We start from the raw sequence: 23,757 nt of genomic DNA, 5'->3' as shown, positions 1-23,757 counted from the left end.
CGCAGGAGAACGCCCGCCTCAACGAGAATGAGTTTTCGGCTTTTACAGAAGATGCGGGATTTGTAAGGTCGCGCCCGGAATACGCCAAAAGGGGGCCGCTTTTGTCCACAGTCACGCCAATGATGGCGCAATACCTCGAAATCAAAGAGGCCCACCCGGATGCCCTGCTGTTTTATCGCATGGGTGATTTCTATGAGATGTTTTTCGAGGATGCCGTCAACGCTGCCGAGGCGTTGGACATCGCCCTGACCAAGCGCGGCAAGCACAATGACGAAGACATCCCGATGTGCGGCGTGCCGGTGCATTCAGCCGAAGGGTACCTTCTGACCCTGATCCGCAAGGGCTTTCGCGTTGCGGTCTGCGAACAGTTGGAAAGCCCGGCTGAAGCAAAGAAAAGAGGCTCTAAATCGGTCGTAAAACGTGATGTCGTGCGACTCGTCACGCCCGGAACACTGACCGAGGATGCGTTGCTTGAGGCGCGCCGACACAACTTTCTGGCTGCCTATGCCGAGGTCCGGGACGAGGCCGCGCTTGCCTGGGCGGATATATCAACGGGCGCGTTTCACGTGATGCCCCTGACCTCGGTCCGGCTCAGCCCCGAGCTTGCCCGGCTTGCGCCCTCCGAACTGATCGTGGCCGATGGAACGCAGGAAAAGCTGAACGAATCGCTGCTTGATCTGGGGATTTCACTGACGCCGGTCGGGCGCGCCAGTTTCGACAGCACGGCGGCGGAAAAGCGCATCTGCGGGCTGTTTCACGTGGGTGCCTTGGACGCGTTCGGCAATTTCGGCCGCGCCGAAGTGTCCGCGATGGGCGCGCTGATCGACTATCTGGAGATTACGCAAAAGGGCAAACTGCCCCTGCTGCAAACGCCGCTGAAAGAATCTGAGGATCGGGTCGTTCAGATCGACGCTGCAACGCGCCGCAATCTGGAACTGACCCGCTCGCTGTCCGGCGGACGCGCAGGATCGCTTCTTTCTGTCGTTGACCGGACCGTTACCCCCGGTGGCGCGCGATTGCTGGAACAGCGGCTTTCAAGCCCTTCTCGAAATCTGGATGTGATCCATGCCCGGCTTGACGCAGTCAGTTTCGCCGCTGGTGACAGCCTGATCGCGTCTGATCTGCGCGAAGCCTTGCGCAAAACCCCGGATCTGGACCGCGCCCTGTCGCGTTTGTCATTAGAACGCGGCGGGCCTCGTGACCTGACAGCCATTCGCAATGGCCTGACCCAGGCGGCCACGATTGCCGAAATCTGCACCGGTCAGGATTTACCGGTGTTGCTGGCAACCGCGCTTCAGAACCTTGTTGGTTTCGATGACTTGCTGACCTTGCTGGACGAGGCGTTGGTGGCCGAGCCCCCGCTTCTGACCCGCGACGGAGGCTTTATCGCGCCAGGTTTTGACGCTGAACTGGACGAGGCCCGCACCTTGCGCGACGAAGGCCGGTCCGTCATCGCCGGGTTTCAACGAAATTACGTCGAACACACCGGCATCACCTCGCTGAAAATCAAGCACAACAACGTGCTGGGCTACTTCATCGAAACCACGGCCACCCATGCCGAAAAGATGCTGAACACACCCTTTAGCGAAACCTATATCCATCGCCAGACGACAGCCAATCAGGTGCGGTTTACAACCGTCGAACTGTCAGAGATCGAAACGCGTATCCTGAACGCCGGAAATCTGGCGCTGGAGATCGAAAAGCGGCTCTATCAAAGGCTCTCTGGCGCTATTTTGGACCTCGCTTCCCGATTGAATCAAGCCGCCCGCGGGCTTGCGGAACTGGACCTGACGACCGCTCTGGCTGATCTTGCGCGGGGTGAAAACTGGTGCCGTCCAAGGGTTGATGCCTCTCGCTCATTCAATGTGCAGGGCGGTCGACACCCGGTTGTGGAACACGCCCGCCGGCAGCAAAGCGGCGATGCATTCATTTCCAATAATTGCGATCTGACCGTCGAAAACGGCGCGGCGATATGGTTACTGACGGGTCCGAACATGGCCGGTAAGTCAACCTTTCTGCGCCAGAACGCCCTGATCGCACTGCTTGCCCAAATGGGCAGCTATGTTCCGGCCGAAGAGGCGCATATTGGCGTCGTCAGTCAGCTGTTCAGCCGCGTCGGAGCCTCGGACGATCTGGCGCGGGGGCGGTCGACCTTCATGGTCGAAATGGTCGAAACCGCCGCCATCCTGAATCAGGCCGATGACCGCGCTCTGGTCATTCTGGACGAAATCGGTCGTGGCACCGCCACCTATGATGGCCTGTCCATCGCCTGGGCCACATTGGAACACCTGCACGCGGCCAACAAATGTCGCGCATTGTTTGCCACGCATTATCATGAGCTTACGGCTTTGGCTGGCAAACTCGAAGGTGTCGATAACGCCACCGTAGCGGTCAAAGAGTGGGATGGCGAAGTCATCTTCCTGCACGAGGTTCACAAGGGCGCGGCTGATCGGTCTTATGGGGTGCAGGTTGCGCAGCTGGCCGGTTTACCCGCTTCTGTCGTCGAACGTGCCCGGGTGGTTCTGGACCAGCTTGAAAAAACCGAACGCGAAGGCGGCAAGCAAAAGGCGCTGATTGACGACCTGCCGCTGTTCTCGGCAGCCGCGCCGCCACCCCCGCCCGCACCGAAAACCTCGCCAGTGACCGAGATGCTGGAGGGTGTCCTGCCCGACGAACTGACCCCGCGCGAGGCGCTGGATCTGATCTACAAATTGAAAGAGGCGGCCAGATCCTGACCGCCCTTCATCTTTTCAAAAATACTCTCGCCGAAGGCTTGGCTTTGAAAAGCCAATCAGCTTGCTGGCGTTGAAGAGACCCCGACCTGAGCCGGACGCAACAGTCGGTCGTGCAGCATGAAACCTTCGGCGGACACCTGGATGATGTCCCCTGCCCGCGTGCCCGGGACCGGGGCCTCGAACATTGCTTCGTGCACATTCGGATCAAACCGGTCGCCAACCTGGGGTGTAATCACTTCGATCCCGTGTTTCTGGAACACATCCTTCAGGGCACGCATGGTCAGTTCGACGCCTTCCAGCAGTCCGGCGGCAACCTCTTTCTGCTCGTCGGTCGCGGCCTCAAGCGCGCGCTTCATGTTGTCGTAAACAGGCAGCATATCGCGGGCCAGCTTGGAACCGCCATACTGCTCGGCATCGCGGCGCGCCTTGTCACCGCGTTTGCGCGCGTTCTCGGCGTCGGCAAGCGCGCGCATGAATTTGTCTTTATACTCATCCCGCTCAGCGCGCAGCTCGTCCAGCTCCAACGCCTCGTCACTGATCTCAGTAAACTCCTCGGCCAGCTCTTCCGCTTCTGCCGCCATGATATCGTCCAGAAAATCTTCGTTCTTGGGCTCTGCCATCTCTTACCCTCTAGCTCCGGTCGGATATCAGCTTGCCGACCAGTTGCGCCGTATAATCCACGATCGGCACGATCCGTCCATAATTCAGACGCGTGGGTCCGATGACCCCGACCGCACCGATTATCTTTCGATCAGCGTTCATATATGGAGACACCACCAAAGAGGAACCCGAAAGTGAGAAAAGTTTGTTCTCAGACCCAATAAAAATGCGCACACCCTCGCCGCCTTCCGTCAATTCGAGGAAATCAGCGATGTCGCGCTTGCGCTCCAAATCATCAAACAGGCTGCGAATACGCTCCAATTCTCCGGCCTGACCGGGTTCGTTCAACAGATTCGCCCGCCCCCGCACGATCAAACGGGCCGAGTCGGCTCCGTCTCCGTCCCAGGCCGCCAGCCCACTTTCCACCAGCTCGCGCGCCAGCGCATCTATTTCCTGCTTGCGCGCCTGAATCTGTTTCTGCATCTGACGGCGCACTTCACTGAGCGTGCGCCCCTCGATCAGCGCATTCAGAAAATTCGCAGCCTCGCGCATCGAACTGGGCGTCTGGCCGGGCGGCGGTGTGAACAGGCGGTTTTCAACATGGCCGTCAGAAAAAACCAGCACCACCAAAGCCCTGTCATGCCCTAACGAGACAAACTCGATATGTTTGATTTCGGCTTCATGCTTTGGCGTCAGAACCAGCGACGCACCTTGTGTTACGTGTGACAGAGCTGACCCGACCCGATCCAGCATTCCGCCAACATCACCCGTGTTAGAGCCTAAAGTCTCTTCCAGTTTTTGCTTGTCGTCGACGCCCAGATCGCCAACCTCAAGCAAACCGTCCACGAACATACGCAGTCCTTGCTGCGTCGGTACCCGACCCGCGCTGATATGCGGGCTGTCCAGAAGACCCAGAAACTCAAGGTCCTGCATCACGTTGCGCACGGTTGCGGCACTGACTTTTTCAGACAGGGTACGCGTCAGGGTGCGGCTTCCAACCGGCTCTCCGCTTTCCAGATAACTTTCAACGATCAACCGGAACACCTCGCGCGACCGGTCGTTCATCTCGTCCAGAATTTTGCTCGCTTCACTCATGCGTTTTCCCCTGCTGGTTCATCATTAAATAGCAGGCAAATGAAAGGTCAATCGGGGTTGCATCGTAACGCTGCGGGGCGGTATCCCCAACCCAGCAAACAAAGGATTTCCCATGCGACCCTCTGGAAGAGACTTAAGTGAAATGCGCGCCGTTTCAATTGAAACGGGGTTCACCAAACATGCCGAAGGTTCCTGCCTGATCAAAATGGGCGATACACATGTTCTGTGTACCGCTACGATCGAAGATCGCGTACCCCCTTTCATCAAGGGTTCGGGGCTAGGCTGGGTCACCGCCGAATACGGTATGCTGCCCCGCGCCACCAATACTCGGATGCGGCGTGAAGCGGCCTCGGGCAAGCAAGGCGGGCGTACGGTGGAAATCCAGCGCCTGATTGGTCGCGCCCTGCGCGCCGGCGTCGACCGGGTTGCACTGGGCGAACGTCAGATCACCGTTGATTGCGATGTGATCCAGGCCGATGGCGGCACCCGCTGTGCCTCGATCACCGGCGGCTGGGTTGCGCTGCGACTGGCCGTCAACAAACTGATGAAAGCAGGTGACGTGATTTCAGATCCGCTGGTTGATCCGGTCGCCGCCGTGTCCTGCGGGATCTATGCGGGCCAGCCTGTGCTGGACCTTGACTATCCGGAAGACAGCGAGGCCGGTGTCGACGGCAACTTTATCATGACCGGATCAGGCAAACTGATCGAGGTCCAGATGAGCGCCGAAGGTTCTGTTTTCAGCCGCGCCCAGATGGATCAGCTGGTGGATTTGGCGGAAAAAGGCGTTGCCGAGCTGGCCGCAGCCCAGAAAGCCGCCACCGCATGACCCGTAAGTTTGACAGCGACAGGCTTCTGGTCGCGACCCACAACAAAGGCAAGCTTGAGGAGATGGCGCATCTCCTCGAACCTTTCAGCGTGACGGTTGTGGGTGCGGCGGACATGGACCTGCCCGAACCGGAAGAGACCGAGGACACCTTTGTCGGCAACGCCCGGATCAAGGCCCACGCCGCCGCAAAGGCCACCGGACTGCCTGCCCTGTCAGACGATTCCGGAATCACCATCGACGCGCTGGACGGCGCGCCGGGTGTTTATACCGCGGATTGGGCCGAAACCGCCAATGGGCGCGACTTCCTGATGGCGATGACCCGCGCCCATACTGAGCTTGAGGCAAAGAACGCCCCCCATCCCCGCACAGCGCAATTCCGCAGCACGCTGGTGCTGGCCTGGCCTGATGGGCATGATGAAGTGTTTGAAGGCATTGCCCCCGGTCATTTGGTCTGGCCCATCCGCGGCGAAGGTGGATTCGGCTATGACCCGATGTTTGTTCCCGAAGGATACGACATTACCTTTGCCGAGATGGATCGCTGGGAAAAGAACAAGATCAGCCATCGCGGACGCGCGGTTGAGAAGTTCGTGAAAGGCTGCTTTGGCGGATGATTGGCGCAACGGGGGCTTTGGCCTGTACGTGCATTGGCCCTTTTGCGAGGCCAAATGCCCCTATTGCGACTTCAACAGCCATGTTTCCAAAACTATCGATCAAAAACAATGGCTTAACGCCTATCTGAGCGAATTGCGGCGCTCGGCCGTCGAAACCCCGGATCGGGTGCTGAACACGATCTTTTTCGGCGGTGGAACCCCGTCGCTGATGGACCCGGAAACCGTTGCTGCCGTGATCGGTGAGGCCCGTGCGCTCTGGCGCCCTTCCAACACCATGGAAATCACGCTGGAGGCTAATCCCGGATCGGTCGAGGCCGGCCGGTTCGCGGCCTATCGTGACGCAGGCGTCAACCGGATCTCGATGGGCGTGCAGGCGCTCAACGACGAAGACCTGCGCCGCTTGGGGCGGATTCACACTGTGGCCGAGGCCCGCGCTGCCTTTGACATCGCCCGTGATTGTTTTGAACGGGTGAGCTTTGACCTGATCTATGCCAGGCAACACCAAGCGTTGGACGCCTGGCGGGCCGAGTTGAACGAAGCTTTGTCCATGGCCGTGGATCACCTGTCGCTGTATCAGCTGACAATCGAAGAAGGCACGGCTTTTGGCGATCGTTATGCTGTCGGAAAGCTGCGCGGCTTGCCCGAAGATGACAGTGCGGCCGACATGTACCTTGCAACACAAGAGATTTGCGAGAAACACGGCCTGCCCGCCTATGAGGTGTCCAACCATGCCCGCCCCGGCGCAGAGTCGCAGCACAATCTGGTCTATTGGTGTTACGGAGATTATGTCGGCATTGGTCCCGGTGCTCATGGGCGAATAACGGTGGGTGGTGAAAGACACGCGACCGAAACCCATCTGAACCCGCAGCGTTGGCTTGACGCCGCCGCGAAGGGTGACGGAGAAAAGAAACGCTATGTCCTTTCGCTTGAAGATCAGGCGAGCGAATACCTTATGATGGGCATGAGGAATTCAGAAGGACTAGATGTAGATAGGTGGGAGGCCCTGTCGGGCCGTCCACTTCCAGACGAAACCGTGGACCATCTGGTCGGCATTAATATGATTGAACGTGATAACAACAGACTCAGAGCAACACCAGCGGGGCGCGCCGTGCTGAATGCTGTAATCCGGGAATTGATGGGCTAGATATGCAGTATCTTTGGGCGGGGCTGGGATTGCTTTGCGTTGCGATGGCCGCGATTGGGGTTGTTCTGCCTCTTCTTCCAACGGTCCCGTTTTTGTTGCTGGCAGCGTTTTTCTTTGCGCGATCCTCTTCACGGTTGCACAACTGGCTTCTGTCGCACCGGATTTTCGGGCCAATGATACTGGATTGGCAGAGTTCGGGCGCAATACGCCCGGCCGCAAAAAAGGCAGCAACCCTGTCGGTCGCCGCTGTTTTAGGAGTGTCTTTGCTCTTATCCGTTCCGCCCTTCGTGCTGATCCTTCAGGTCATTGTTCTGGGCGGCGTCCTGATATTTATCTGGACGCGCCCTAACGGCTGAGCTTTGCACAAAGATCGTCAAGCTGATCCAGGTTTTCATATGTCAGAACAACCTGACCGGATTCCGTTCCCGCCTTGTGGTTGATTGATACTTTCATTGCCAGAATCGCAGACAGGTCTTTTTCCAGCGCGCGTGTATCAGCATCTTTTCCGGCATCCAGATTCCTGGATCTGGGAGCAGGTCGTGCAGTGTCGCCCTGCTGCTGTTTCTTGACCAGCGCCTCGGTCGCGCGCACAGACAAACCATCCTTGACGATCAGTTTTGCCAATTCCGAGGGATTTTCCGCCGTAATCAGCGCCCGCGCATGACCAGCCGATAATTTCCCTTCAATTACAAGAGTTTGCATGTCAATTGGCAGAGACAAAAGCCGCAACAGGTTCGCAATATGGCTGCGGCTTTTCCCCAAAGCCTCAGCAAGCTTTTCCTGCGTGTGGCCAAAGCGATCCATCAACTGCCTGTATCCGGCGGCCTCTTCCACTGCGTTCAGATCAGCGCGCTGGATGTTTTCGATGATCGCAACTTCCAGTACCTCGGTATCATCGAATTCGCGCACAATCACAGGGATCTCGTGCAGCTGCGCCATCTGAGCAGCCCGCCACCGGCGTTCACCAGCGACGATTTCGTATTCTCCAACCCCTGTTGGACGTACGATCAAGGGTTGGATGATACCTTTTTCCCGAACCGACGCGGCAAGCTCATCCAATTGTTCGGGCTGAAATGTGCGTCGCGGCTGATTTGGGTTTGCCTTCAGCTTTTCAATCGGAACCTTCAGATCAGGTCTGCGCACGTCAGATGGTACTCGGTTGCCCGCCTCTGGATTAACGTCCGCCATGAGTGCGGATAATCCGCGGCCCAACCCTCTGGATTTCGCTTTCCTGGTGCTCATGTCGGCCTCCTCTCCACCGCTCATGCTGCGGTCTTGTTGTTCTTATGCATGATCTCACGGGCCAGATGCCGATACGCCATCGCACCAAGTGATCCCGAGTCATACTGCAATACCGGCAGCGCATAGGATGGCGCCTCGCTGACCCGCACATTCCTGGGTATCTTTGTTTTAAAAACCATCTCGCCCAAATTGTCACGCGCATCCTTTTCGACCTGGCGGGACAAGTTGTTGCGGTTGTCATACATAGTTAACACAACACCTTCGATTCTCAGGTCTGGATTCGCGGTTTGCCGGACCTCCCGAATTGTCAGCATCAATTGCGAAAGACCCTCCAGCGCAAAGAACTCACTTTGCAGCGGTACTAGGACAGAATGGGCGGCAACCATCGCGTTTACCGTCAAGAGGTTCAGTGACGGCGGGCAATCTATCAGGATGAAATCCAGCTCAAACGCGTCCACCGCCGTCTGACGCAGCGCATCATGCAAAAGATAACTGCGTTTTTCGTTGGAAATCAGCTCGATATCCGCCGAGCTCAGGTCGACCGTTGCAGGGACAACCAAAAGGTTCTCGATCTCCGTCTCTTGAACCACTGCCTCCAAAGGCGCGTCGTCCAGAATGAGGTCATAAGTGGTCCAATCCCGATCTTCGACCCCTAATCCGGTGGATGCGTTCCCTTGTGGATCGAGGTCAACCACTAACACCCTGCAACCAGCTTCGGCCAGTCCTGCCGCCAGGTTGATCGCTGTGGTTGTTTTCCCTACTCCGCCCTTCTGATTGGCAACCGCAATTATCCGGGGTCCGGACGGTCGAGACAGATCAACCACGTGATACTCCTTTGATCTTAAGGATAACGGCCTGAGGTTCAGTTAAACTTGTAATGGCCTCAGCATCGAAATTCCATTCCCCGCGCGCTTCTTCCAGCTCTTTTTTCCAGTTTGCACCTTTGGGCAACAGCGCGGTCCCGTTTTCACCTAAATGTCTGTCACAAAACGATAACAATGTACGCAAATCCGCCAGCGCGCGCGCCGAAACGATGTTTGCACCCAGGGGTTCAACCACCTCAATCCGCTTGGAAATCACTTTACACGACACGCCACATTCACGGGCAACGTTACGCAGAAATGCCGATTTTCGCTGGTCGCTTTCCACAAGAGAGAAACTGGCGGCCGGAACTTCCTCGGCCGCAATAATGGCGCACACCATTCCGGGGAACCCGCCGCCACTGCCAAGGTCCACCCAGGTGTCAAACGTTTCAGCGCATCGAAAAACCTGGACAGAATCCAGAATATGCCGATCCCAAATGAATTCCAGGCTATTGCGCGAAACAAGATTTATCCTGGGGTTCCAGCGGTTCACCAGATCAACATAGGTTTTCAGACGCTCAAATGTTTCACGTGAAACATTCAAGCCATCAAACTTGGAATAATCGACCGTCATGCCTGGCGTGCTCGTTGATCGCGGCGCAATTTCGCCAGGACAAGGGTCAAGGCAGCCGGAGTAACACCTTCGACACGGCTTGCTTGCGCTATGTTCGACGGCTTGGCCTGCGACAGTTTTTGCTTCATCTCAGAAGACAGCCCATCCAAGCCAAAGTAGTCAAACCCACGTGGGATAACATAGGATTCATCCCGCTTCATGGCCTCAACATCGCGCTTTTGCCGATCGATATAGTTTGCGTAAAGCGCGTCGCGTTCGATTTGAAGCCGGATCGCCACGTCAACATCTTGTAGATCAGGTATCAGACGGAACATATCCTCGAAGGATGTATCCGGAAATGCCAGAATCGCCATTCCATCTCGGCGGTTTCCATCCTGGTTGACGTTGATCCCAGCCGAAAGAACTTCCTTGGGTGTGTATGTGCGTGCGGTCAACTTGGATTTCGCGGCATCAAGCTGGCTCATTTTCTTTTCAAAATGTGCCTGTCGCTTCTCTCCGACACAACCAAGTTCCAACCCAATCGGTGTCAACCGTTGATCGGCATTGTCTGCCCGCAAAGACAGACGGAATTCAGCCCTGGAGGTAAACATTCGATACGGCTCAGCCACACCACGGGTCGTCAGGTCGTCTATCATCACGCCGATATAGCTGTCTGATCTGGTGAAAATGACCGGTTCGCGGCCCAGTACATCCAGCGCCGCATTGAGGCCGGCGACCATCCCTTGTGCTGCGGCTTCCTCATATCCTGTGGTTCCGTTGATCTGCCCTGCCAGATATAGTCCCGGAACGTCGGGTAGCGACAAGGACGCGGTTAAGATACGAGGGTCCACATAATCATATTCAATCGCATAGCCCGGTTGCAGAATATTTGCCTTTTCAAGCCCTTTGATCGACCGAACATATTCCAACTGCACGTCCTGAGGCAGTGACGTTGAAATACCGTTGGGATAAATCGTGTGGTCATTAACGCCTTCGGGCTCAAGGAAAACCTGATGCGAGTCCTTATCTGCAAAGCGCACAATCTTGTCTTCGATCGAAGGGCAATATCTTGGACCTATGCCGTCGATATGGCCGCCATACATCGCCGATTTTGAGAGGTTTGCTTCGATGATCTCATGCGTCTTTGCATTGGTGTGTGTAATACCGCAGGAAATCTGAGGCGCGACAACCGATGTTGACAGGAAAGAAAACAAGGTTGGGTCCTCATCCCCGTCTTGTTTTTCCAAACCCGACCAGTCGATCGTACGCCCATCCAGACGCGGCGGTGTGCCGGTTTTCAAGCGTCCCAGCGGAAGGTTATAGCTATCCAACCTCTCGGCCAGTTTTATTGACGGGCGATCTCCCATTCGCCCACCAGCCCGTGACACGTCGCCGATATGGATGACGCCGCGCAGGAAGGTTCCGGAGGTCAGAACAACGGCTTTGGCGTACACTTCCGACCCATCTCCGAGGACGACACCGGCGACACGGTGTCCGTCCATCAGAAAATCTACAACCTCCCCAACGATAACGGATAGGTTTTCCTGATTGCTGATTTCGTTTTGCATCGCCGCCCGGTACAAGGCGCGATCAGCCTGCGTTCTGGGACCCTGAACAGCCGGACCTTTTCGCCGGTTCAGCAGTCGGAACTGGATACCAGCCTGGTCAGCGACACGGCCCATTACACCATCTAGCGCGTCAATCTCTCGTACCAGATGTCCCTTCCCCAACCCGCCGATGGCCGGATTGCAGGACATGACTCCGATATCGGTCGCGGATAATGTCACCAAAGCGGTTTTCGCACCCATCCTGGCAGCGGCGTGCGCAGCCTCCGTACCGGCATGACCAGCCCCAACCACGATGACATCAAAGTTTGAATGTTTCACGTGAAACAATCCTTATTTTCCCAAACAAAAGCTGGAGAAGATTTCATCCAACAGTGTTTCGACATCTATTCTGCCAACCAGAGATTCAAGTGCCCGTATGGCGGTTCTTAACTCCTCCGCAGCGATATCATACAGGTCCGGGCCTGATTCCAGAACCGTGATCGCAGCAGCAAGTGAATCCGATGCCTTGTTCATCGCAACGCGGTGGCGCTCACGCGTGGCAATACCATGTGTTGTGGTTCTATCACTCAAAACCCACGAAATCTGGCCTACAAGCGCGTCAATCCCCTGTCCTGTCTTTCCTGAAACACCTTCAGCAGCGCCCTCTCGTAAGTCCGCTTTGGGTAGAACGTGGATATCACCATCCTGCATGGCCACACCCAGATCTTCCGGTGCTTCAGCCAGGAAAACACGCAGGTCCGCCGCATCTGCCCGTTTTCGAGCCAGCTCGATCCCAAGATTTTCGACATGATCTTCGGTATCCCGCAACCCGGCCGTATCCAGCAATGTCACAGGCAAACCAGCCAGATCCATTCGAACCTCAATCACGTCCCGGGTCGTGCCTGCGTATTCCGAAGTAATCGCAGCCTCGCGCCCCGCAAGCGCGTTCAGCAGTGTTGATTTTCCTGCATTGGGAAGACCGACTATAGCCACTTCAAATCCGGTACGAATACGCTCGGCGATTTTCACCCCATCAGCTTCTCGACGAAGATCTGCCAGAACTCCGCTTGTCAAACTACGGACTTCCGGCGTGACGTCAGTGGGGACGTCTTCATCAGCGAAATCTATGACCGCTTCCAGCAACGATGCCGCGCGGATCAAATCGCGCCGCCAGCGCTCGGCCAGCGTGCCAAGCTCACCGGCCAGAATGGTTTGGGCCTGCTTACGCTGTGCCTCGGTTTCCGCGTCAATCAGGTCTGCCAGGCCTTCGACCTGTGTCAGATCCATCTTGCCATTTTCAAGGGCCCGGCGTGTGAACTCACCCGGGTCCGCCAGTCGTAGACCAACGGTGTTCGACAAACAGCGCAGAACCGCATTGACCGAGGCCGTGCTGCCATGGATCTGAAGTTCTGCCACGTCTTCACCGGTGAAACTTGCCGGTGCCTGAAAGGTCAGAACCAAACCATCATCCAGATGTGATCCATCCTGGTCCCGCAGGGTGCGCAAGACCATTCCCCGCTTGGGCAGTTCCGCGCCGCACAGATATGCGGCTGCGGAGTGCGCTTCGGGGCCAGAGAGGCGAATGACCGCCACCCCTGCTTTGCCTTGCGCGCTGGCCAAGGCGAATATCGTATCCATTCGAAGGCCTCGCTGGGGTCTAAGACCTGTGTCAGGTGTTCATCGAATCGAAGAACTCACCGTTTGTCTTCGTCTGTTTCAACTTCGACAACAAGAACTCGATTGCGTCGGTGGTGCCCATCGGATTGAGGATACGGCGCAGAACAAAGGTTTTGGCCAGATCGCCCTTTTCGACCAGCAGGTCCTCTTTCCGAGTACCGGATTTGAGGATGTCGATCGCCGGGAACACGCGTTTGTCTGCAATCTTCCGGTCCAGAACGATTTCCGAGTTACCAGTACCTTTGAATTCTTCAAAGATCACCTCGTCCATCCGGCTGCCGGTATCGATCAGCGCGGTGGCGATAATGGTCAGCGATCCACCCTCTTCAATATTCCGGGCCGCACCGAAGAAACGCTTGGGCCGCTGCAACGCATTCGCATCCACACCACCGGTCAGAACCTTGCCCGAGGATGGTACAACGGTGTTAAAAGCCCTACCAAGTCTTGTGATTGAGTCGAGTAGAATAACAACATCTCGTTTATGTTCGACCAGGCGCTTGGCCTTTTCAATGACCATCTCCGACACGGCCACGTGACGCGTTGCGGGCTCATCGAAGGTTGACGACACAACCTCACCCTTAACCGAGCGCTGCATGTCGGTCACTTCTTCCGGGCGTTCGTCGATCAGCAGGACGATCAGATAACACTCCGGATGGTTCTGTTCGATCGAATGCGCGATGTTCTGCAGGATCACGGTTTTACCGGTCCGCGGCGGTGCCACGATCAGCGAACGCTGACCTTTACCGATCGGCGCAACCAGATCGATCACGCGCGCCGACTTATCTTTTATGGTGGGATCTTCGATTTCCATCTTCAGACGCTCATCCGGGTACAGAGGCGTCAGGTTGTCGAACAGGATCTTGTGCTTGGCCTTTTCGGGATCTTCAAAGTTGATCATGGTGACTTTGGTTAGCGCGAAATAACGCTCATTCTCATCCGGCGCCTTGATCTCGCCCTCGACCGTGTCCCCGGTCCGCAGCGAGTGCAGACGGATCATATCGGGCGAGACATAGATATCGTCAGGACCCGGCAGATAGTTCGCCTCGGGTGAGCGCAGAAAGCCGAACCCGTCCTGTAGCACTTCCAGTACGCCATCACCGCCGACGGTCCAGCCATCATCGGCACGTTCGCGCAGAATCTGGAACATCATTTCGCCCTTGCGCATGGTCGAGGCGTTTTCGATCTCCAGTTCTTCGGCCATGGCCAGAAGGTCTTTGGGGCTTTTGGCTTTCAGGTCGGCCAGATTCAGGGATTCATTGGACATGATATATACCTTCACCGCTAAGAACGCGGCTTGAAGTGGAATTTCAGTACGGAAAATACGCCGCCCGGACGGGCGTGTTGTGATCTACATAAGCGCAGCGCCGTTCGGAGTCAAACAGGCGTTCAGAACTTCAGAATGACCGCCAGAACGATGGCAACCATCAGAATGGTAGGAACCTCGTTCATCATGCGATACTGCCGCCCAGTGAGCTTATTCTGGCCTGCCAGGAAATCCTTCCTTCGGGCCATAAGCCAATGGTGGAACCAGGTCATCGCGATCACGCCCGCACCTTTGACCCAGGGCCATGCAAAATCCCATCCGACGATCCCCGGTGTGAACACCATGATCAGCCCGCATACCCAGGTTACAACCATCGCGGGGCGCATGATCACCCGCAGCAGCTTGTCTTCCATTTCAAAGAAGATGTCTTGCGCGCCCTCTACGGTCTGCGCTTTTTCGACGTGATAAACAAACAGTCTGGGTAAGTAGAACAAGCCGGCCATCCATGAGATCACGGCCATGATATGTAATGACTTCACCCACGGGTAAATCGTGAAAAGAAGGTCTGTCATGCCGGCTCCGAACGTTGTTCGGAACTCTCCCTAATAAAAAAAAAAGAAAAGAAAAAGGATGATGGTTTTGTAGGGTGCCAAAAATCCGTGGATTACTTTCTTACCCTAGCGTTTTCCCCAAGGGGACAGAATATCTGAGATCGCCAGTGATTCTGTTGATATAAATAAATTGTTATCTAAATCAATAAGTTAATATTGAATCATCGTATCTGATCTGTGGATAACCCGATGGGTATCGCTGGATAGATCTGTTATCCCAAGAGTTGGAGTTATCCTTGTCCCGACAGGATGAGATTTGAGCGACTCGGGGATCTTTGCCACAAAATTCCCGGGGTTGCGTGTCAACCGGAAAACCATACAAAACACTCCAGAACTCTCATCAATTTGCACACGGGGTTTTCCACATGTCTGTCCCCATTCTATTGGCCTCGGGATCTGTTATTCGCGCGCAGTTGCTAAGGAACGCAGGTGTGCTGTTTGCGGTTCAAACGGCGCGCGTGGATGAAGAGGCGGTCAAAAGGGCGTTGCTGGCAGAAAATGCTTCGCCACGCGATATTGCTGATACGCTGGCTGAGATCAAAGCGCGTAAGGTCAGTGACAAGAACCCCGGTGCTATGGTGATCGGGTGTGATCAGGTGCTGGATTTCGAAGGGCTGCTGCTGTCAAAGCCCGAAACCCCGGAACAGGCGCTGGACCAACTGAAAGCCATGCGCGGCAAGCGGCACATGCTTTTGTCCGCAGCTGTGATCTATCAGGACGGTGAGCCGATCTGGAGGCATGTAGGGCAAGTGCGTTTGCGGATGCGGGCCAGTTCTGATGCCTATCTGAAAGACTATGTTGCGCGGAACTGGGACAGCATTCGCCATGCCGTCGGAGCCTACAAGCTGGAAGAAGAAGGCGTTCGCCTGTTCGCCACCATTGACGGCGACTATTTTAACGTTTTGGGTATGCCCCTGTTAGAGCTTCTCAATTTTCTGGCTGTCAAAGGGATGATCGAGCAATGACGGACAATCGGGTTCCTTTGGCCGGAGTGATTGGGCATCCCATCGGGCATTCGCGCTCACCCAAGCTGCACGGGCATTGGTTAAAGACCTATGGGCTTGCCGGGCATTATATCCCGATGGACGTCGCCTCTGCTGATCTGGAGACTGTGCTGCGAACCCTGCCCAAAGCGGGCTTTGTCGGGGCCAACGTGACCGTTCCGCACAAAGAAGCTGCGTTGAAGATCGCAGATCACGTTTCCGACCGTGCAACAGTGATTGGTGCCGCAAATACGCTGGTGTTCCGAACTGATGGTTCGATCCACGCAGATAACACCGACGGGTACGGGTTTATGGAAAACCTGCGCAATGGCGCACCTGACTGGAATGCGAAAGATGGCCCGGCGGTTGTGTTTGGTGCCGGGGGCGCTGCCCGTGCCGTTTTGCAGGCTTTGTCTGATGCCGGGGTGCCGGAAATCCTGCTGACCAACCGGACGCGCGCCCGCGCGGATCATCTGAAGGAAGAGTTCGGCCAACGCATTCGCGTGGTCGATTGGGTTCAGGCGGGAAATGTCATTGAAAACGCCGAACTGGTGGTCAATACGACTTCACTGGGGATGCAGGGCCAGCCAGAGCTGCGCGTGCCGTTGGACGGGTTGCAGCCCGGTGCCGTGGTAACGGACCTGGTCTATACCCCGTTGAAAACCCGCCTGCTGCAAACTGCCGAGGAGGCCGGATGCACCACAGTCGATGGTCTTGGGATGTTGCTGCATCAGGCCGTTCCCGGATTTGAACGCTGGTTTGGTGTCCGCCCTGAGGTAGACGCAGATACGCGCGCGGCGGCTTTGGCATGAGTTTTGCGCTTGGCCTGACAGGCTCAATCGGTATGGGGAAAAGCACCACAGCGCAGATGTTCGTTGAAGAAGGGTGCGCATTGTGGGATGCGGATGCGGCGGTGCATCGGCTGTATGCCATTGGTGGAGCAGCGGTTGAACCAATGCGGGCAGCCTTTCCCGATGCGATACGTGATGGGGTGGTTAGCCGTGACGCGTTGAAACGGATCATCGCGGATGACCCGGCCACGTTGAAAACGATTGAGGCGATTGTGCATCCACTTGTCGCTGCTGACCGCGCAGAATTTCGCGAAAGCGCAACAAGCGACATTTTGGTGTTCGATATTCCACTTTTGTTTGAAACGGGCGGGGATGCAGCAATGGATGCCGTGGCCTGTGTTTCTATCCCGGCCGAAGACCAAAAACGGCGCGTGATGGAACGCGGAACAATGACCGAGGCGCAGTTCGAGCAAATCCGCGCCAAGCAGATCCCGAATGATGAAAAATGCGCGCGGTCGGATTTTGTGATCGTGACCGATACTCTGGACCACGCCCGCGCGCAGGTGCAGGATGTGGTCAAGCAGATACGGGCGGGGATGGCACATGCGTGAGATTGTACTGGATACCGAAACCACCGGGTTTGATCCCGAAAGCGGAGATCGGATCGTGGAAATCGGCGCCGTTGAGCTGTGGAACCACGTTGCCACCGGTGAAACCTACCACGTCTATATCAACCCCGAACGCTCGATGCCGGAAGAGGCGTTTGGCGTGCATGGTATAGGTCCCGATCTGCTGGAAACCCCGCGCCCGCCTGAAAAGGGCGAAGTGACTCTGAAAGACAAGCCGGTCTTTGCAAAGGTTGGCCACGGATTTCGCGAATTTGTTGGCGATGCGCGGTTGGTGATCCACAACGCCTCATTCGACATGAAGTTCCTGAATGCCGAGCTGAAATGGATGGGTGCCCCGCTTATCCCCATGGAGCAGGCGTTGGATACACTGGCAATTGCCCGTAAACGGTTCCCCGGTTCGCCAGCGTCACTGGATGCGCTGTGCCGTCGCTTCAATATCGACAACTCGAACCGTGTGTTGCACGGCGCGTTGCTCGACTCGGAAATTCTGGCCGAGGTTTACCTGGAATTGATCGGTGGGCGGCAGCCGGATTTTGGTCTGTCGACATCCACATCTTCTGCGGACGGTGGCAGCGATGATTGGCGAGCTACACCGCGCAGCACACCATTGCCATCCCGGATCACCGAGGATGAACGCGCAGCACATGAAGCTTTCGTGGAAAAACTGGGCGAGAACGCCTTGTGGACCCGCGCCTGATCCGGACAGGCGCGGGTCAAAACCTTACGCGTCTGCTTTTTGGGCCTGTTCGGCCTGACGGCGCATCAACTCATTGCGATAGAGCGCAACGAAATCGATATTGTCCAGGTTGACCGGCGGGAAGCCGCCATCGCGGGTGATATCGCTGACGATGCGGCGCAGGAACGGGAACAACATGCGCGGGCACTCGATCATCAGGAACGGGTGCAGCTGATCTTCCGGCACACCTTCCACGTGGAACATTCCGCAATAGTCCAGTTCACACAGGAACAAGATGTCATCCATGCCTTTGGCTTTGGATGTCAGGTTCAGCTTGATCGAAACTTCGAACTGATGGTCCGCCGCGCGTTTTTTGGCATCCAGATTCACCTGAACGGCGATTTCCGGTTGTACGTCTCCGGAAACGCCCTTTTGCGCCATCACGTTTTCAAAGGACATATCACGGATGAACTGCCCCAGAACACGCATCTGAACCTGCGGGGCGGCTTGGGCCGCAGTGTTTTCTGCAGCGTTTTCTTCGGCCATGGATCTACTCCAAAAATGAAATTCGCCACTGCTTAGCAAGTTGGGCGCGGCACCTCAATGCTGGTGGGGGCCTTCCACCCATTTCGAAGGCTTCGAGGGGTCTTTTTTTGGCCGAACTTCGGTGAATTCCCCATCGATGATATCGCCCTGATCGAAAGGGTTCCCCCGGGTTTGATATCCGGGGCCCGGCCCCATCTGGAACTGGGTTACTGTAACCTTGGATTTCAGGTACCGGAAAACGGCGACGCGGATACCGGGAACTAACAACGCAAAACCAACGGCATCAGTGAAAAAGCCCGGTGTCAGCAACAAAGCGCCCGACAACAGGATCATTGCCCCATGGGCCAGGGGTTCGGTCGGATCGTCCAATTCGGCAAAGGACCGTTGCAGCCGTCCAAGCGCCATGCGACCTTGTGTCCGCACCAAAACCGTGCCCAGAACCGCGGTCAGCACTACGATGGCAAGTGTCGGCCACAACCCAATCAAACCACCAACCTGAATAAACAGCGCGATTTCGATTATGGGCACCAACAAAAATGCCAAGAACAGATACATTTGCGTTATCCTTTCCCTTAGGCCGGACTGTGGACTTGCCACTCACTGTCACCTACATAGTGGCATGAGGCCGTGTATACAAAGTCGCGGCGTTGAAAAGAGAATGAAATGAGCGACAACCCTATGATCCAGCTCCTGGTCCTGGCCGGAATTGCCATTTTCCTGATCCTGCGCCTCAAAAGCGTATTGGGCACGCGTGAAGGCTTTGAAAAACCGCCTGTGCAGCAACAGCCCGAAGCCCATAAATCGCGCCGCGGTTTCGAGGTGATCGATGGCGGCCCGGATCATGACATTACCGACCATGTCGCCGAAGACAGCGAACAGGCGCAAACCCTGGCTGCAATGAAACGTGTCGAGCCCGGCTTCTCGGTCGGCGAGTTCGTTCAGGGCGCGCGCGGTGCGTATGAGATGATCGTGATGGGGTTTGAAAGGGGCAATCTGGATGAAATCCAGCCTTTCCTGTCGGAAGAGGTGTTCGAGACTTTCGTTTCGGTCGTGGCAGCGCGCGAAGATCAGGGCCTGACCATTGAGGCCGAATTCATCGGTGTGCGGGAAACCACCCTGACGGATGTGAAATTCGACAAGGATACGAACCAGGCCGAAATCACGATGAAGTTCGTGGGGGAGCTGACCTCGGTCGTTAGGGATCGCGGAGGCGATATCGTCGAAGGCAACCCGAATACTGTGAAGCGCCAGAAGGACAGCTGGACCTTTGCCCGCGTCATGGGCAAGGACGATCCAAACTGGCTGCTTGTCGCCACGGACGCATGATTGCAACGCTTCGGTCGCTTTTACTGGTGGGTGCAATGACCATCGCCAGCGCTGCCGAAGCCGAGGCAACGCGATCCATACTGTCGTTTGACGATCTGCAGGGCTGGGCCGAGGACGACCACGGCGCGGCCCTTTCCGTATTTCTGAACACGTGCGGTGATCTGGATGACCCGGATTGGCGCGCCTTGTGTGGTGTGGCCAGAACATATGAACCGGATGCCGCCCGCGCCTTTTTCGAGTTATTCTTCCGCCCTGTTCTGGTCGAGGATGACAAAGAGGGCCTGTTTACCGGCTATTTTGAACCCGAGCTTGACGGCGCGCGCACCCGGACAGACCGTTTCAAATACCCGATCTACAAGATGCCGCCCGAAGCCCGTGCCGAAGGACCATGGCTGAGCCGTCGTGACATCCTGACCGGTGATGTGATGCAGGGCCGCGGGCTAGAGATCGCCTGGGTTGACGACCCTGTCGAGCTGTTCTTTCTGCAAATTCAGGGCTCGGGGCGCATTCGATTGTCGGATGGTGGTGCGCTGCGGGTTGGATATGGTGGTGCGAATGGTCACCCCTATCGGTCGATTGGTGTTGAGCTGGTGCGACGCGGGGTTCTGGGTGCGCATGAGGTCAGCGCCCAGATGATCCGTGCCTGGGTGCGCAAAAACCCCGAGGCCGGTGCCGAGTTGCTGCTTCACAACCCGTCATACGTTTTCTTTCGCGAAGTCTCACGCGTTGCCCCCGAATTTGGACCTTTGGGGGCGATGAACCGGTCGATCACGACAATGCGCTCGATTGCGGCAGACCCCGCCTATACGCCGTTGGGCGCACCTGTTTGGGTGGAAAAGGACGGTGAAAACCCGTTGCGACGGCTTATGATCGCGCAGGACACGGGCGCGGCCATCAAAGGCGCGCAGCGCGCCGACATCTTTTTCGGAACCGGTGAAGAGGCCGGGCAGGCTGCGGGCAGGCTGAAAGATCCGGGTCGGATGGTTCTGTTGCTGCCTATTCAGCGCGCCTATGCCCTGTTGCCGGATGAATTCTGATGACACGGCGCAAACTGACAACCGACGAGATCGAGCTATGGCGCAAGGTCACCAAACAGGCCGAGCGACTGCATCCGGACAGTCCGCAGAGTGTCCATCCGACCACCCTGCCGAAGCCCAGACCCAGAAAAACACCAAAACCCCGGTTTGAGGTGTTTGAGCTTGGTCAGAACCTTCAGCCGAAACCTAATCCAAACGATCTGAAGCCATCGGTGACGGATGCGCTGCGTGCCGCGCCTGTTCAGATGGATATCAAAGCTTTTGGCCGGATGAAACGCGGTAAGCTAAAGCCCGAAGGCAAGCTGGATCTTCACGGTATGCGGGTTGATACGGCCCATCCTGCGTTGATCCGCTTTATCCTGAGCGCACAGGCACAAGGTAAGCGACTGGTTCTGGTGGTAACCGGCAAAGGCAAGGACCGCGACGAACCCGGCCCGATCCCCACCCCGCGCGGCGTTCTGCGCAATCAGGTGCCGCACTGGCTGTCCATACCGCCGTTGGCGCAGGCGGTGATGCAGATCACACCCGCGCATATCAGCCATGGCGGCGACGGCGCCTATTACGTCTATCTCAGGCGAGTGCGCTAAAGATCCCGCCGGGAGCGGGAAATGCCGGTTTGGACCAGAACGCATACCAGCACGAAGAATACGCCAATCCAGATGAACTGCGTATTCAGCGAAATGCCAAGGTCAATCAGGACGCCAGTCAGGCCGGGACCTATGGCTGATCCAAGAACCATGACAGCCGCGGCCATCGCCTTGATCGCACCGATATGTCGGGTTCCGTAGAATTCGGCCCAGAATGCGCTGGGCAATGTGCTGTTTGCCCCAACGGTCAAAGCCAGGAAGACCAGCCCTAGGGTTGCGCCGCTGATCGAGTTTGTCATGCCCAGAATGACGAACCCAAGTGCGATCGGAAGCTGGTAGTAGGGCATGATCCGGGCGGTTCCCCATTTATCCAGCGCCCAGCCAGATGCAAACATGGACAGCAGGGATATTCCGGTAAAGATCGGAAATAGCGCCACCAGCTGGATATGCTGCCACCCCTTCACATCAGCCAGATAAACCTGATGAAAGAAAAACGCGGTGATAAATGCGGATGGCCCAAGCACTGATGGCACCATGAACCAGAACAGGGGATGGAACAGAGCGTCCCGGCGGGTCCAGTGTTTTCCCTGCATTCCCGATGCTGAAAACGCGTTGGCGAGGCTTTGTGGAGTTCTCTCTTCTCGCAGCAGCCGCATCAGGATCGGAATACCCAACGCCGTGATGCCCGCCGCGGCAATCCACAGCCAACGCCAATCCAGATAAACCATGGCGCCAACAAAGATCAGCGGCAGCAACGCCTCGCCAAGCGCATAGCCGGTGGACGCTATGGAAAGCGCTTTGCCCCGCGTAACCGTGAACCAGCGGGCCATTGCGACCACGGCAAGATGCGTGCTCATCCCCTGCCCAAATAACCGCAACAAAAAAATCACCAACGGCAACAGCAGCAGCCAAGTGTTCAGCGCCATTGCAATCGCGGCCAACGCCAGTCCCGCCAGCACAACCGGGCCCAAAACCCGTACGCGGAAGATATCCGTCAACCCTCCGGCCCAGATCATCACGACGGCGGACAGGGTCGTGCCTAACGTGTACAGCCCACCCCATGCGCCGTGGCTGAGGCCAAATTCCGAGCGGATTTCACCAGCAAAGACCGAGATGAAAAAGGTCTGCCCGAAACTGGACAGAAATGTCAGCAGAACGCCGGCCCCAAGCCAGGTCGCGTTGTCCGCAAGAAACCGGTGCAGGGAAACCCGCGTCACGGATTACTTACCTGGGCCTGGCCGGTTTCAGTCAGCACGATTTCTGTGGCGCCAGCAGGATTGCGCTGGCTTGGCGGCACGAGAATGTCGATCCCGCGCCGGTCATCGCGCCCAAATGTTTCGCTGACCCGGCGCACAGAGCGGAGGATAGTCAATAAGGCCGGAGAAGTAGCAGCCACAAAGTGGGAGGATTCCGCATCGCTGTTGAAGGCAGTCGTATCCAGGATTTCAATCGGATAATCGGACAGCTTCTCGGCCGATCCGATATTGCCAAGCCTTTCACCATCGGCGGTTCCCCTCAACCGGCCGGAGACGTTCAGGACCTTGTCTTTCTTGGACACCATCAGGACAAAAGGATCAGGAGGATTTTTGATACTGTTCATCTGCGACCGAAAAACATCCACATCCAGATCGGGCGATATCAGAATAAGGCCTTCCAGATTTCGCTTTGCCCAGCCCGGCTGTTTCAGTTCGGTTTGCCGTATCATCTCCATTGCCAGCGCGCCGCCCATTGAATGCGCCACAAGGGCTACTCGCTTGACCCCCATGGACTTGAGTAGACGAATGGTTTCTTCCAGCCCATCACGGGCAAACAACATACTGTCCAGATCATAGGCATAACCATAGCCTGTCGCGCGGCTGGGCCATGAATAGACAAGGATTTGACCGGGAATGCCGATATCATGCGACAGCTGAGCGGCCCGGAACAATGTCTCTGTCTGAGTGGAGTTATAGCCGTGCACAAAAATCGTAACTTCCTCGGCCCCACTCAGCCTGTCTTTCAGCTGTTGCGGCCCGCTTAGCTGATCTACCTCTGCCAGCACGAACTGTTTTCTCGGGTCAGGGTTTGCGTATGAAAATTTAAGGCTTCCCGGTGAACGCCCCGGTGGTATCGACACGGTGGTTTCCAGAAATTGCAGGCGTTCTGCGCGGCGGAATCCATACGTGCCATCGGGCTCGCGCGCACGCGTCGTGGCCGCAAAAACCGTTTCGGGAGTTCCGATTTCCAATGCAGATGGAAGCGTTTCGGATACAGTCCGGTCAACACATGCCGCCAGCACGACCGGACACAGAATGAAGATTAAAAAACGCAGCACGGACAGCCCCCGGAACCAATTGCCGACACGCTATCTTATTCTAATCCCGCGTCCAGCACGGCGACGCGAAAAAGCGGCAGAAACTGGCCCGAGCGGTTAC

The 23,757-nt window shown here is 56.6% G+C and carries 25 protein-coding genes; 12 read left to right on the top strand and 13 right to left on the bottom strand.

Annotation, left to right across the window (positions count from 1 at the left end; translation table 11 throughout):
* Nucleotides 1–119 precede the first annotated feature (119 nt).
* Nucleotides 120–2,735, top strand: a complete 2,616-nt coding sequence (mutS, locus tag ACR0DY_RS11125) for a DNA mismatch repair protein MutS (protein ID WP_480546098.1) — start codon at nt 120–122, stop codon at nt 2,733–2,735.
* A 56-nt stretch (nt 2,736–2,791) separates the two neighbouring features.
* On the opposite strand, the gene ACR0DY_RS11120 is transcribed toward mutS, so the two are convergent.
* Both ACR0DY_RS11120 and hrcA read right to left on the bottom strand, forming a co-directional pair.
* A complete protein-coding gene (locus ACR0DY_RS11120; protein WP_480482518.1) occupies nt 2,792–3,355 on the bottom strand; it encodes a nucleotide exchange factor GrpE in 564 nt (187 codons plus the stop codon).
* A 10-nt stretch (nt 3,356–3,365) separates the two neighbouring features.
* Nucleotides 3,366–4,430: a heat-inducible transcriptional repressor HrcA gene (gene hrcA / locus ACR0DY_RS11115; RefSeq protein WP_480482520.1), complete on the bottom strand. Its 1,065-nt coding sequence runs from the start codon at nt 4,428–4,430 to the stop codon at nt 3,366–3,368.
* A 112-nt stretch (nt 4,431–4,542) separates the two neighbouring features.
* On the opposite strand from hrcA, the gene rph reads away from it, so the two are divergent.
* The 4 genes from rph to ACR0DY_RS11095 are packed head-to-tail and all read left to right on the top strand — an operon-like array spanning nt 4,543 to nt 7,367.
* On the top strand, nt 4,543–5,256 hold the full coding sequence (gene rph, locus ACR0DY_RS11110; protein WP_267363729.1) for a ribonuclease PH: 714 nt from the start codon (nt 4,543–4,545) through the stop codon (nt 5,254–5,256).
* A complete protein-coding gene (gene rdgB, locus ACR0DY_RS11105) occupies nt 5,253–5,867 on the top strand; it encodes an RdgB/HAM1 family non-canonical purine NTP pyrophosphatase (RefSeq protein WP_480898280.1) in 615 nt (204 codons plus the stop codon). The genes rph and rdgB overlap by 4 nt, the downstream gene beginning before the upstream one ends.
* On the top strand, nt 5,857–7,011 hold the full coding sequence (hemW, locus tag ACR0DY_RS11100) for a radical SAM family heme chaperone HemW (protein WP_480898277.1): 1,155 nt from the start codon (nt 5,857–5,859) through the stop codon (nt 7,009–7,011). The genes rdgB and hemW overlap by 11 nt, the downstream gene beginning before the upstream one ends.
* A 2-nt stretch (nt 7,012–7,013) precedes the next feature.
* Nucleotides 7,014–7,367, top strand: coding sequence for a YbaN family protein (locus tag ACR0DY_RS11095; RefSeq protein WP_480482526.1), 354 nt, complete (start codon nt 7,014–7,016; stop codon nt 7,365–7,367).
* On the opposite strand, the gene ACR0DY_RS11090 is transcribed toward ACR0DY_RS11095, so the two are convergent.
* From ACR0DY_RS11090 to ACR0DY_RS11060, 7 genes are all read right to left on the bottom strand, one after another.
* Complete coding sequence (locus ACR0DY_RS11090) at nt 7,357–8,253, bottom strand: ParB/RepB/Spo0J family partition protein (protein ID WP_480898276.1); 897 nt, start codon at nt 8,251–8,253, stop codon at nt 7,357–7,359. The two genes, ACR0DY_RS11095 and ACR0DY_RS11090, sit on opposite strands and share 11 nt — an antisense overlap.
* A 20-nt stretch (nt 8,254–8,273) precedes the next feature.
* Nucleotides 8,274–9,077 (bottom strand): ParA family protein, encoded by an 804-nt coding sequence (locus tag ACR0DY_RS11085; protein ID WP_209506882.1) that lies wholly within the window; start codon nt 9,075–9,077, stop codon nt 8,274–8,276.
* Nucleotides 9,070–9,690 carry a 16S rRNA (guanine(527)-N(7))-methyltransferase RsmG gene (gene rsmG, locus ACR0DY_RS11080; RefSeq protein WP_480538386.1) on the bottom strand — a complete coding sequence of 207 codons (621 nt, stop codon included), beginning with the start codon at nt 9,688–9,690 and terminating at the stop codon, nt 9,070–9,072. The genes ACR0DY_RS11085 and rsmG overlap by 8 nt, the downstream gene beginning before the upstream one ends.
* Entirely contained in the window at nt 9,687–11,555 is a 1,869-nt protein-coding gene (mnmG, locus tag ACR0DY_RS11075) for a tRNA uridine-5-carboxymethylaminomethyl(34) synthesis enzyme MnmG (RefSeq protein WP_480538388.1), read from the bottom strand. Before mnmG ends, rsmG begins: the two co-directional genes overlap by 4 nt.
* A 12-nt stretch (nt 11,556–11,567) precedes the next feature.
* Entirely contained in the window at nt 11,568–12,854 is a 1,287-nt protein-coding gene (gene mnmE, locus ACR0DY_RS11070; RefSeq protein ID WP_480546079.1) for a tRNA uridine-5-carboxymethylaminomethyl(34) synthesis GTPase MnmE, read from the bottom strand.
* Nucleotides 12,855–12,885: 31 nt separating this feature from the next.
* A complete protein-coding gene (rho, locus tag ACR0DY_RS11065; RefSeq protein WP_480482536.1) occupies nt 12,886–14,157 on the bottom strand; it encodes a transcription termination factor Rho in 1,272 nt (423 codons plus the stop codon).
* A 122-nt stretch (nt 14,158–14,279) separates the two neighbouring features.
* Nucleotides 14,280–14,729 carry a CopD family protein gene (locus ACR0DY_RS11060; RefSeq protein ID WP_480486911.1) on the bottom strand — a complete coding sequence of 150 codons (450 nt, stop codon included), beginning with the start codon at nt 14,727–14,729 and terminating at the stop codon, nt 14,280–14,282.
* 404 nt (nt 14,730–15,133) lie between these two features.
* On the opposite strand from ACR0DY_RS11060, the gene ACR0DY_RS11055 reads away from it, so the two are divergent.
* The 4 genes from ACR0DY_RS11055 to dnaQ are packed head-to-tail and all read left to right on the top strand — an operon-like array spanning nt 15,134 to nt 17,868.
* Nucleotides 15,134–15,733, top strand: a complete 600-nt coding sequence (locus tag ACR0DY_RS11055) for a Maf family protein (RefSeq protein ID WP_480546080.1) — start codon at nt 15,134–15,136, stop codon at nt 15,731–15,733.
* Nucleotides 15,730–16,563: a shikimate dehydrogenase gene (locus ACR0DY_RS11050; protein WP_480898271.1), complete on the top strand. Its 834-nt coding sequence runs from the start codon at nt 15,730–15,732 to the stop codon at nt 16,561–16,563. The genes ACR0DY_RS11055 and ACR0DY_RS11050 overlap by 4 nt, the downstream gene beginning before the upstream one ends.
* Nucleotides 16,560–17,153: a dephospho-CoA kinase gene (gene coaE, locus ACR0DY_RS11045; protein ID WP_480624792.1), complete on the top strand. Its 594-nt coding sequence runs from the start codon at nt 16,560–16,562 to the stop codon at nt 17,151–17,153. The genes ACR0DY_RS11050 and coaE overlap by 4 nt, the downstream gene beginning before the upstream one ends.
* Complete coding sequence (gene dnaQ, locus ACR0DY_RS11040) at nt 17,146–17,868, top strand: DNA polymerase III subunit epsilon (protein ID WP_480554299.1); 723 nt, start codon at nt 17,146–17,148, stop codon at nt 17,866–17,868. The genes coaE and dnaQ overlap by 8 nt, the downstream gene beginning before the upstream one ends.
* 24 nt (nt 17,869–17,892) lie before the next feature.
* On the opposite strand, the gene secB is transcribed toward dnaQ, so the two are convergent.
* Nucleotides 17,893–18,393, bottom strand: a complete 501-nt coding sequence (secB, locus tag ACR0DY_RS11035; RefSeq protein ID WP_209506872.1) for a protein-export chaperone SecB — start codon at nt 18,391–18,393, stop codon at nt 17,893–17,895.
* A gap of 54 nt (nt 18,394–18,447) precedes the next feature.
* Nucleotides 18,448–18,948 (bottom strand): FxsA family protein, encoded by a 501-nt coding sequence (locus ACR0DY_RS11030; RefSeq protein ID WP_480518241.1) that lies wholly within the window; start codon nt 18,946–18,948, stop codon nt 18,448–18,450.
* 108 nt (nt 18,949–19,056) lie between these two features.
* On the opposite strand from ACR0DY_RS11030, the gene ACR0DY_RS11025 reads away from it, so the two are divergent.
* Genes ACR0DY_RS11025 through ACR0DY_RS11015 form a run of 3 tightly spaced genes read left to right on the top strand, consistent with a single transcriptional unit; the run spans nt 19,057 to nt 21,343 of the window.
* Nucleotides 19,057–19,719, top strand: coding sequence for a Tim44/TimA family putative adaptor protein (locus ACR0DY_RS11025; RefSeq protein WP_480559165.1), 663 nt, complete (start codon nt 19,057–19,059; stop codon nt 19,717–19,719).
* Nucleotides 19,716–20,756 (top strand): murein transglycosylase A, encoded by a 1,041-nt coding sequence (gene mltA / locus ACR0DY_RS11020; protein WP_480538396.1) that lies wholly within the window; start codon nt 19,716–19,718, stop codon nt 20,754–20,756. Before ACR0DY_RS11025 ends, mltA begins: the two co-directional genes overlap by 4 nt.
* Nucleotides 20,756–21,343, top strand: coding sequence for a Smr/MutS family protein (locus ACR0DY_RS11015; RefSeq protein WP_480482554.1), 588 nt, complete (start codon nt 20,756–20,758; stop codon nt 21,341–21,343). Before mltA ends, ACR0DY_RS11015 begins: the two co-directional genes overlap by 1 nt.
* On the opposite strand, the gene ACR0DY_RS11010 is transcribed toward ACR0DY_RS11015, so the two are convergent.
* Both ACR0DY_RS11010 and ACR0DY_RS11005 read right to left on the bottom strand, forming a co-directional pair.
* Complete coding sequence (locus ACR0DY_RS11010) at nt 21,340–22,560, bottom strand: MFS transporter (RefSeq protein WP_480486897.1); 1,221 nt, start codon at nt 22,558–22,560, stop codon at nt 21,340–21,342. The genes ACR0DY_RS11015 and ACR0DY_RS11010 overlap by 4 nt on opposite strands.
* Nucleotides 22,557–23,657: an alpha/beta hydrolase gene (locus tag ACR0DY_RS11005; RefSeq protein WP_480482558.1), complete on the bottom strand. Its 1,101-nt coding sequence runs from the start codon at nt 23,655–23,657 to the stop codon at nt 22,557–22,559. Before ACR0DY_RS11005 ends, ACR0DY_RS11010 begins: the two co-directional genes overlap by 4 nt.
* Between the last annotated feature and the right edge of the window lie 100 nt (nt 23,658–23,757).

This window comes from Ruegeria sp. O6, assembly GCF_056535045.1.
This window is presented reverse-complemented; position numbering and strand designations above follow the sequence as displayed.

Coding starts and splice junctions, on each gene's coding strand:
- mutS (WP_480546098.1), top strand. CDS start 120: ATGATGGCGCAATACCTCGAAATCAAAGAGGCCCACCCGGATGCCCTG.
- ACR0DY_RS11120 (WP_480482518.1), bottom strand. CDS start 3,355: ATGGCAGAGCCCAAGAACGAAGATTTTCTGGACGATATCATGGCGGCA.
- hrcA (WP_480482520.1), bottom strand. CDS start 4,430: ATGAGTGAAGCGAGCAAAATTCTGGACGAGATGAACGACCGGTCGCGC.
- rph (WP_267363729.1), top strand. CDS start 4,543: ATGCGACCCTCTGGAAGAGACTTAAGTGAAATGCGCGCCGTTTCAATT.
- rdgB (WP_480898280.1), top strand. CDS start 5,253: ATGACCCGTAAGTTTGACAGCGACAGGCTTCTGGTCGCGACCCACAAC.
- ACR0DY_RS11095 (WP_480482526.1), top strand. CDS start 7,014: ATGCAGTATCTTTGGGCGGGGCTGGGATTGCTTTGCGTTGCGATGGCC.
- ACR0DY_RS11090 (WP_480898276.1), bottom strand. CDS start 8,253: ATGAGCACCAGGAAAGCGAAATCCAGAGGGTTGGGCCGCGGATTATCC.
- rsmG (WP_480538386.1), bottom strand. CDS start 9,690: ATGACGGTCGATTATTCCAAGTTTGATGGCTTGAATGTTTCACGTGAA.
- mnmE (WP_480546079.1), bottom strand. CDS start 12,854: ATGGATACGATATTCGCCTTGGCCAGCGCGCAAGGCAAAGCAGGGGTG.
- rho (WP_480482536.1), bottom strand. CDS start 14,157: ATGTCCAATGAATCCCTGAATCTGGCCGACCTGAAAGCCAAAAGCCCC.
- ACR0DY_RS11060 (WP_480486911.1), bottom strand. CDS start 14,729: ATGACAGACCTTCTTTTCACGATTTACCCGTGGGTGAAGTCATTACAT.
- ACR0DY_RS11055 (WP_480546080.1), top strand. CDS start 15,134: ATGTCTGTCCCCATTCTATTGGCCTCGGGATCTGTTATTCGCGCGCAG.
- ACR0DY_RS11050 (WP_480898271.1), top strand. CDS start 15,730: ATGACGGACAATCGGGTTCCTTTGGCCGGAGTGATTGGGCATCCCATC.
- coaE (WP_480624792.1), top strand. CDS start 16,560: ATGAGTTTTGCGCTTGGCCTGACAGGCTCAATCGGTATGGGGAAAAGC.
- dnaQ (WP_480554299.1), top strand. CDS start 17,146: ATGCGTGAGATTGTACTGGATACCGAAACCACCGGGTTTGATCCCGAA.
- secB (WP_209506872.1), bottom strand. CDS start 18,393: ATGGCCGAAGAAAACGCTGCAGAAAACACTGCGGCCCAAGCCGCCCCG.
- ACR0DY_RS11030 (WP_480518241.1), bottom strand. CDS start 18,948: ATGTATCTGTTCTTGGCATTTTTGTTGGTGCCCATAATCGAAATCGCG.
- ACR0DY_RS11025 (WP_480559165.1), top strand. CDS start 19,057: ATGAGCGACAACCCTATGATCCAGCTCCTGGTCCTGGCCGGAATTGCC.
- mltA (WP_480538396.1), top strand. CDS start 19,716: ATGATTGCAACGCTTCGGTCGCTTTTACTGGTGGGTGCAATGACCATC.
- ACR0DY_RS11015 (WP_480482554.1), top strand. CDS start 20,756: ATGACACGGCGCAAACTGACAACCGACGAGATCGAGCTATGGCGCAAG.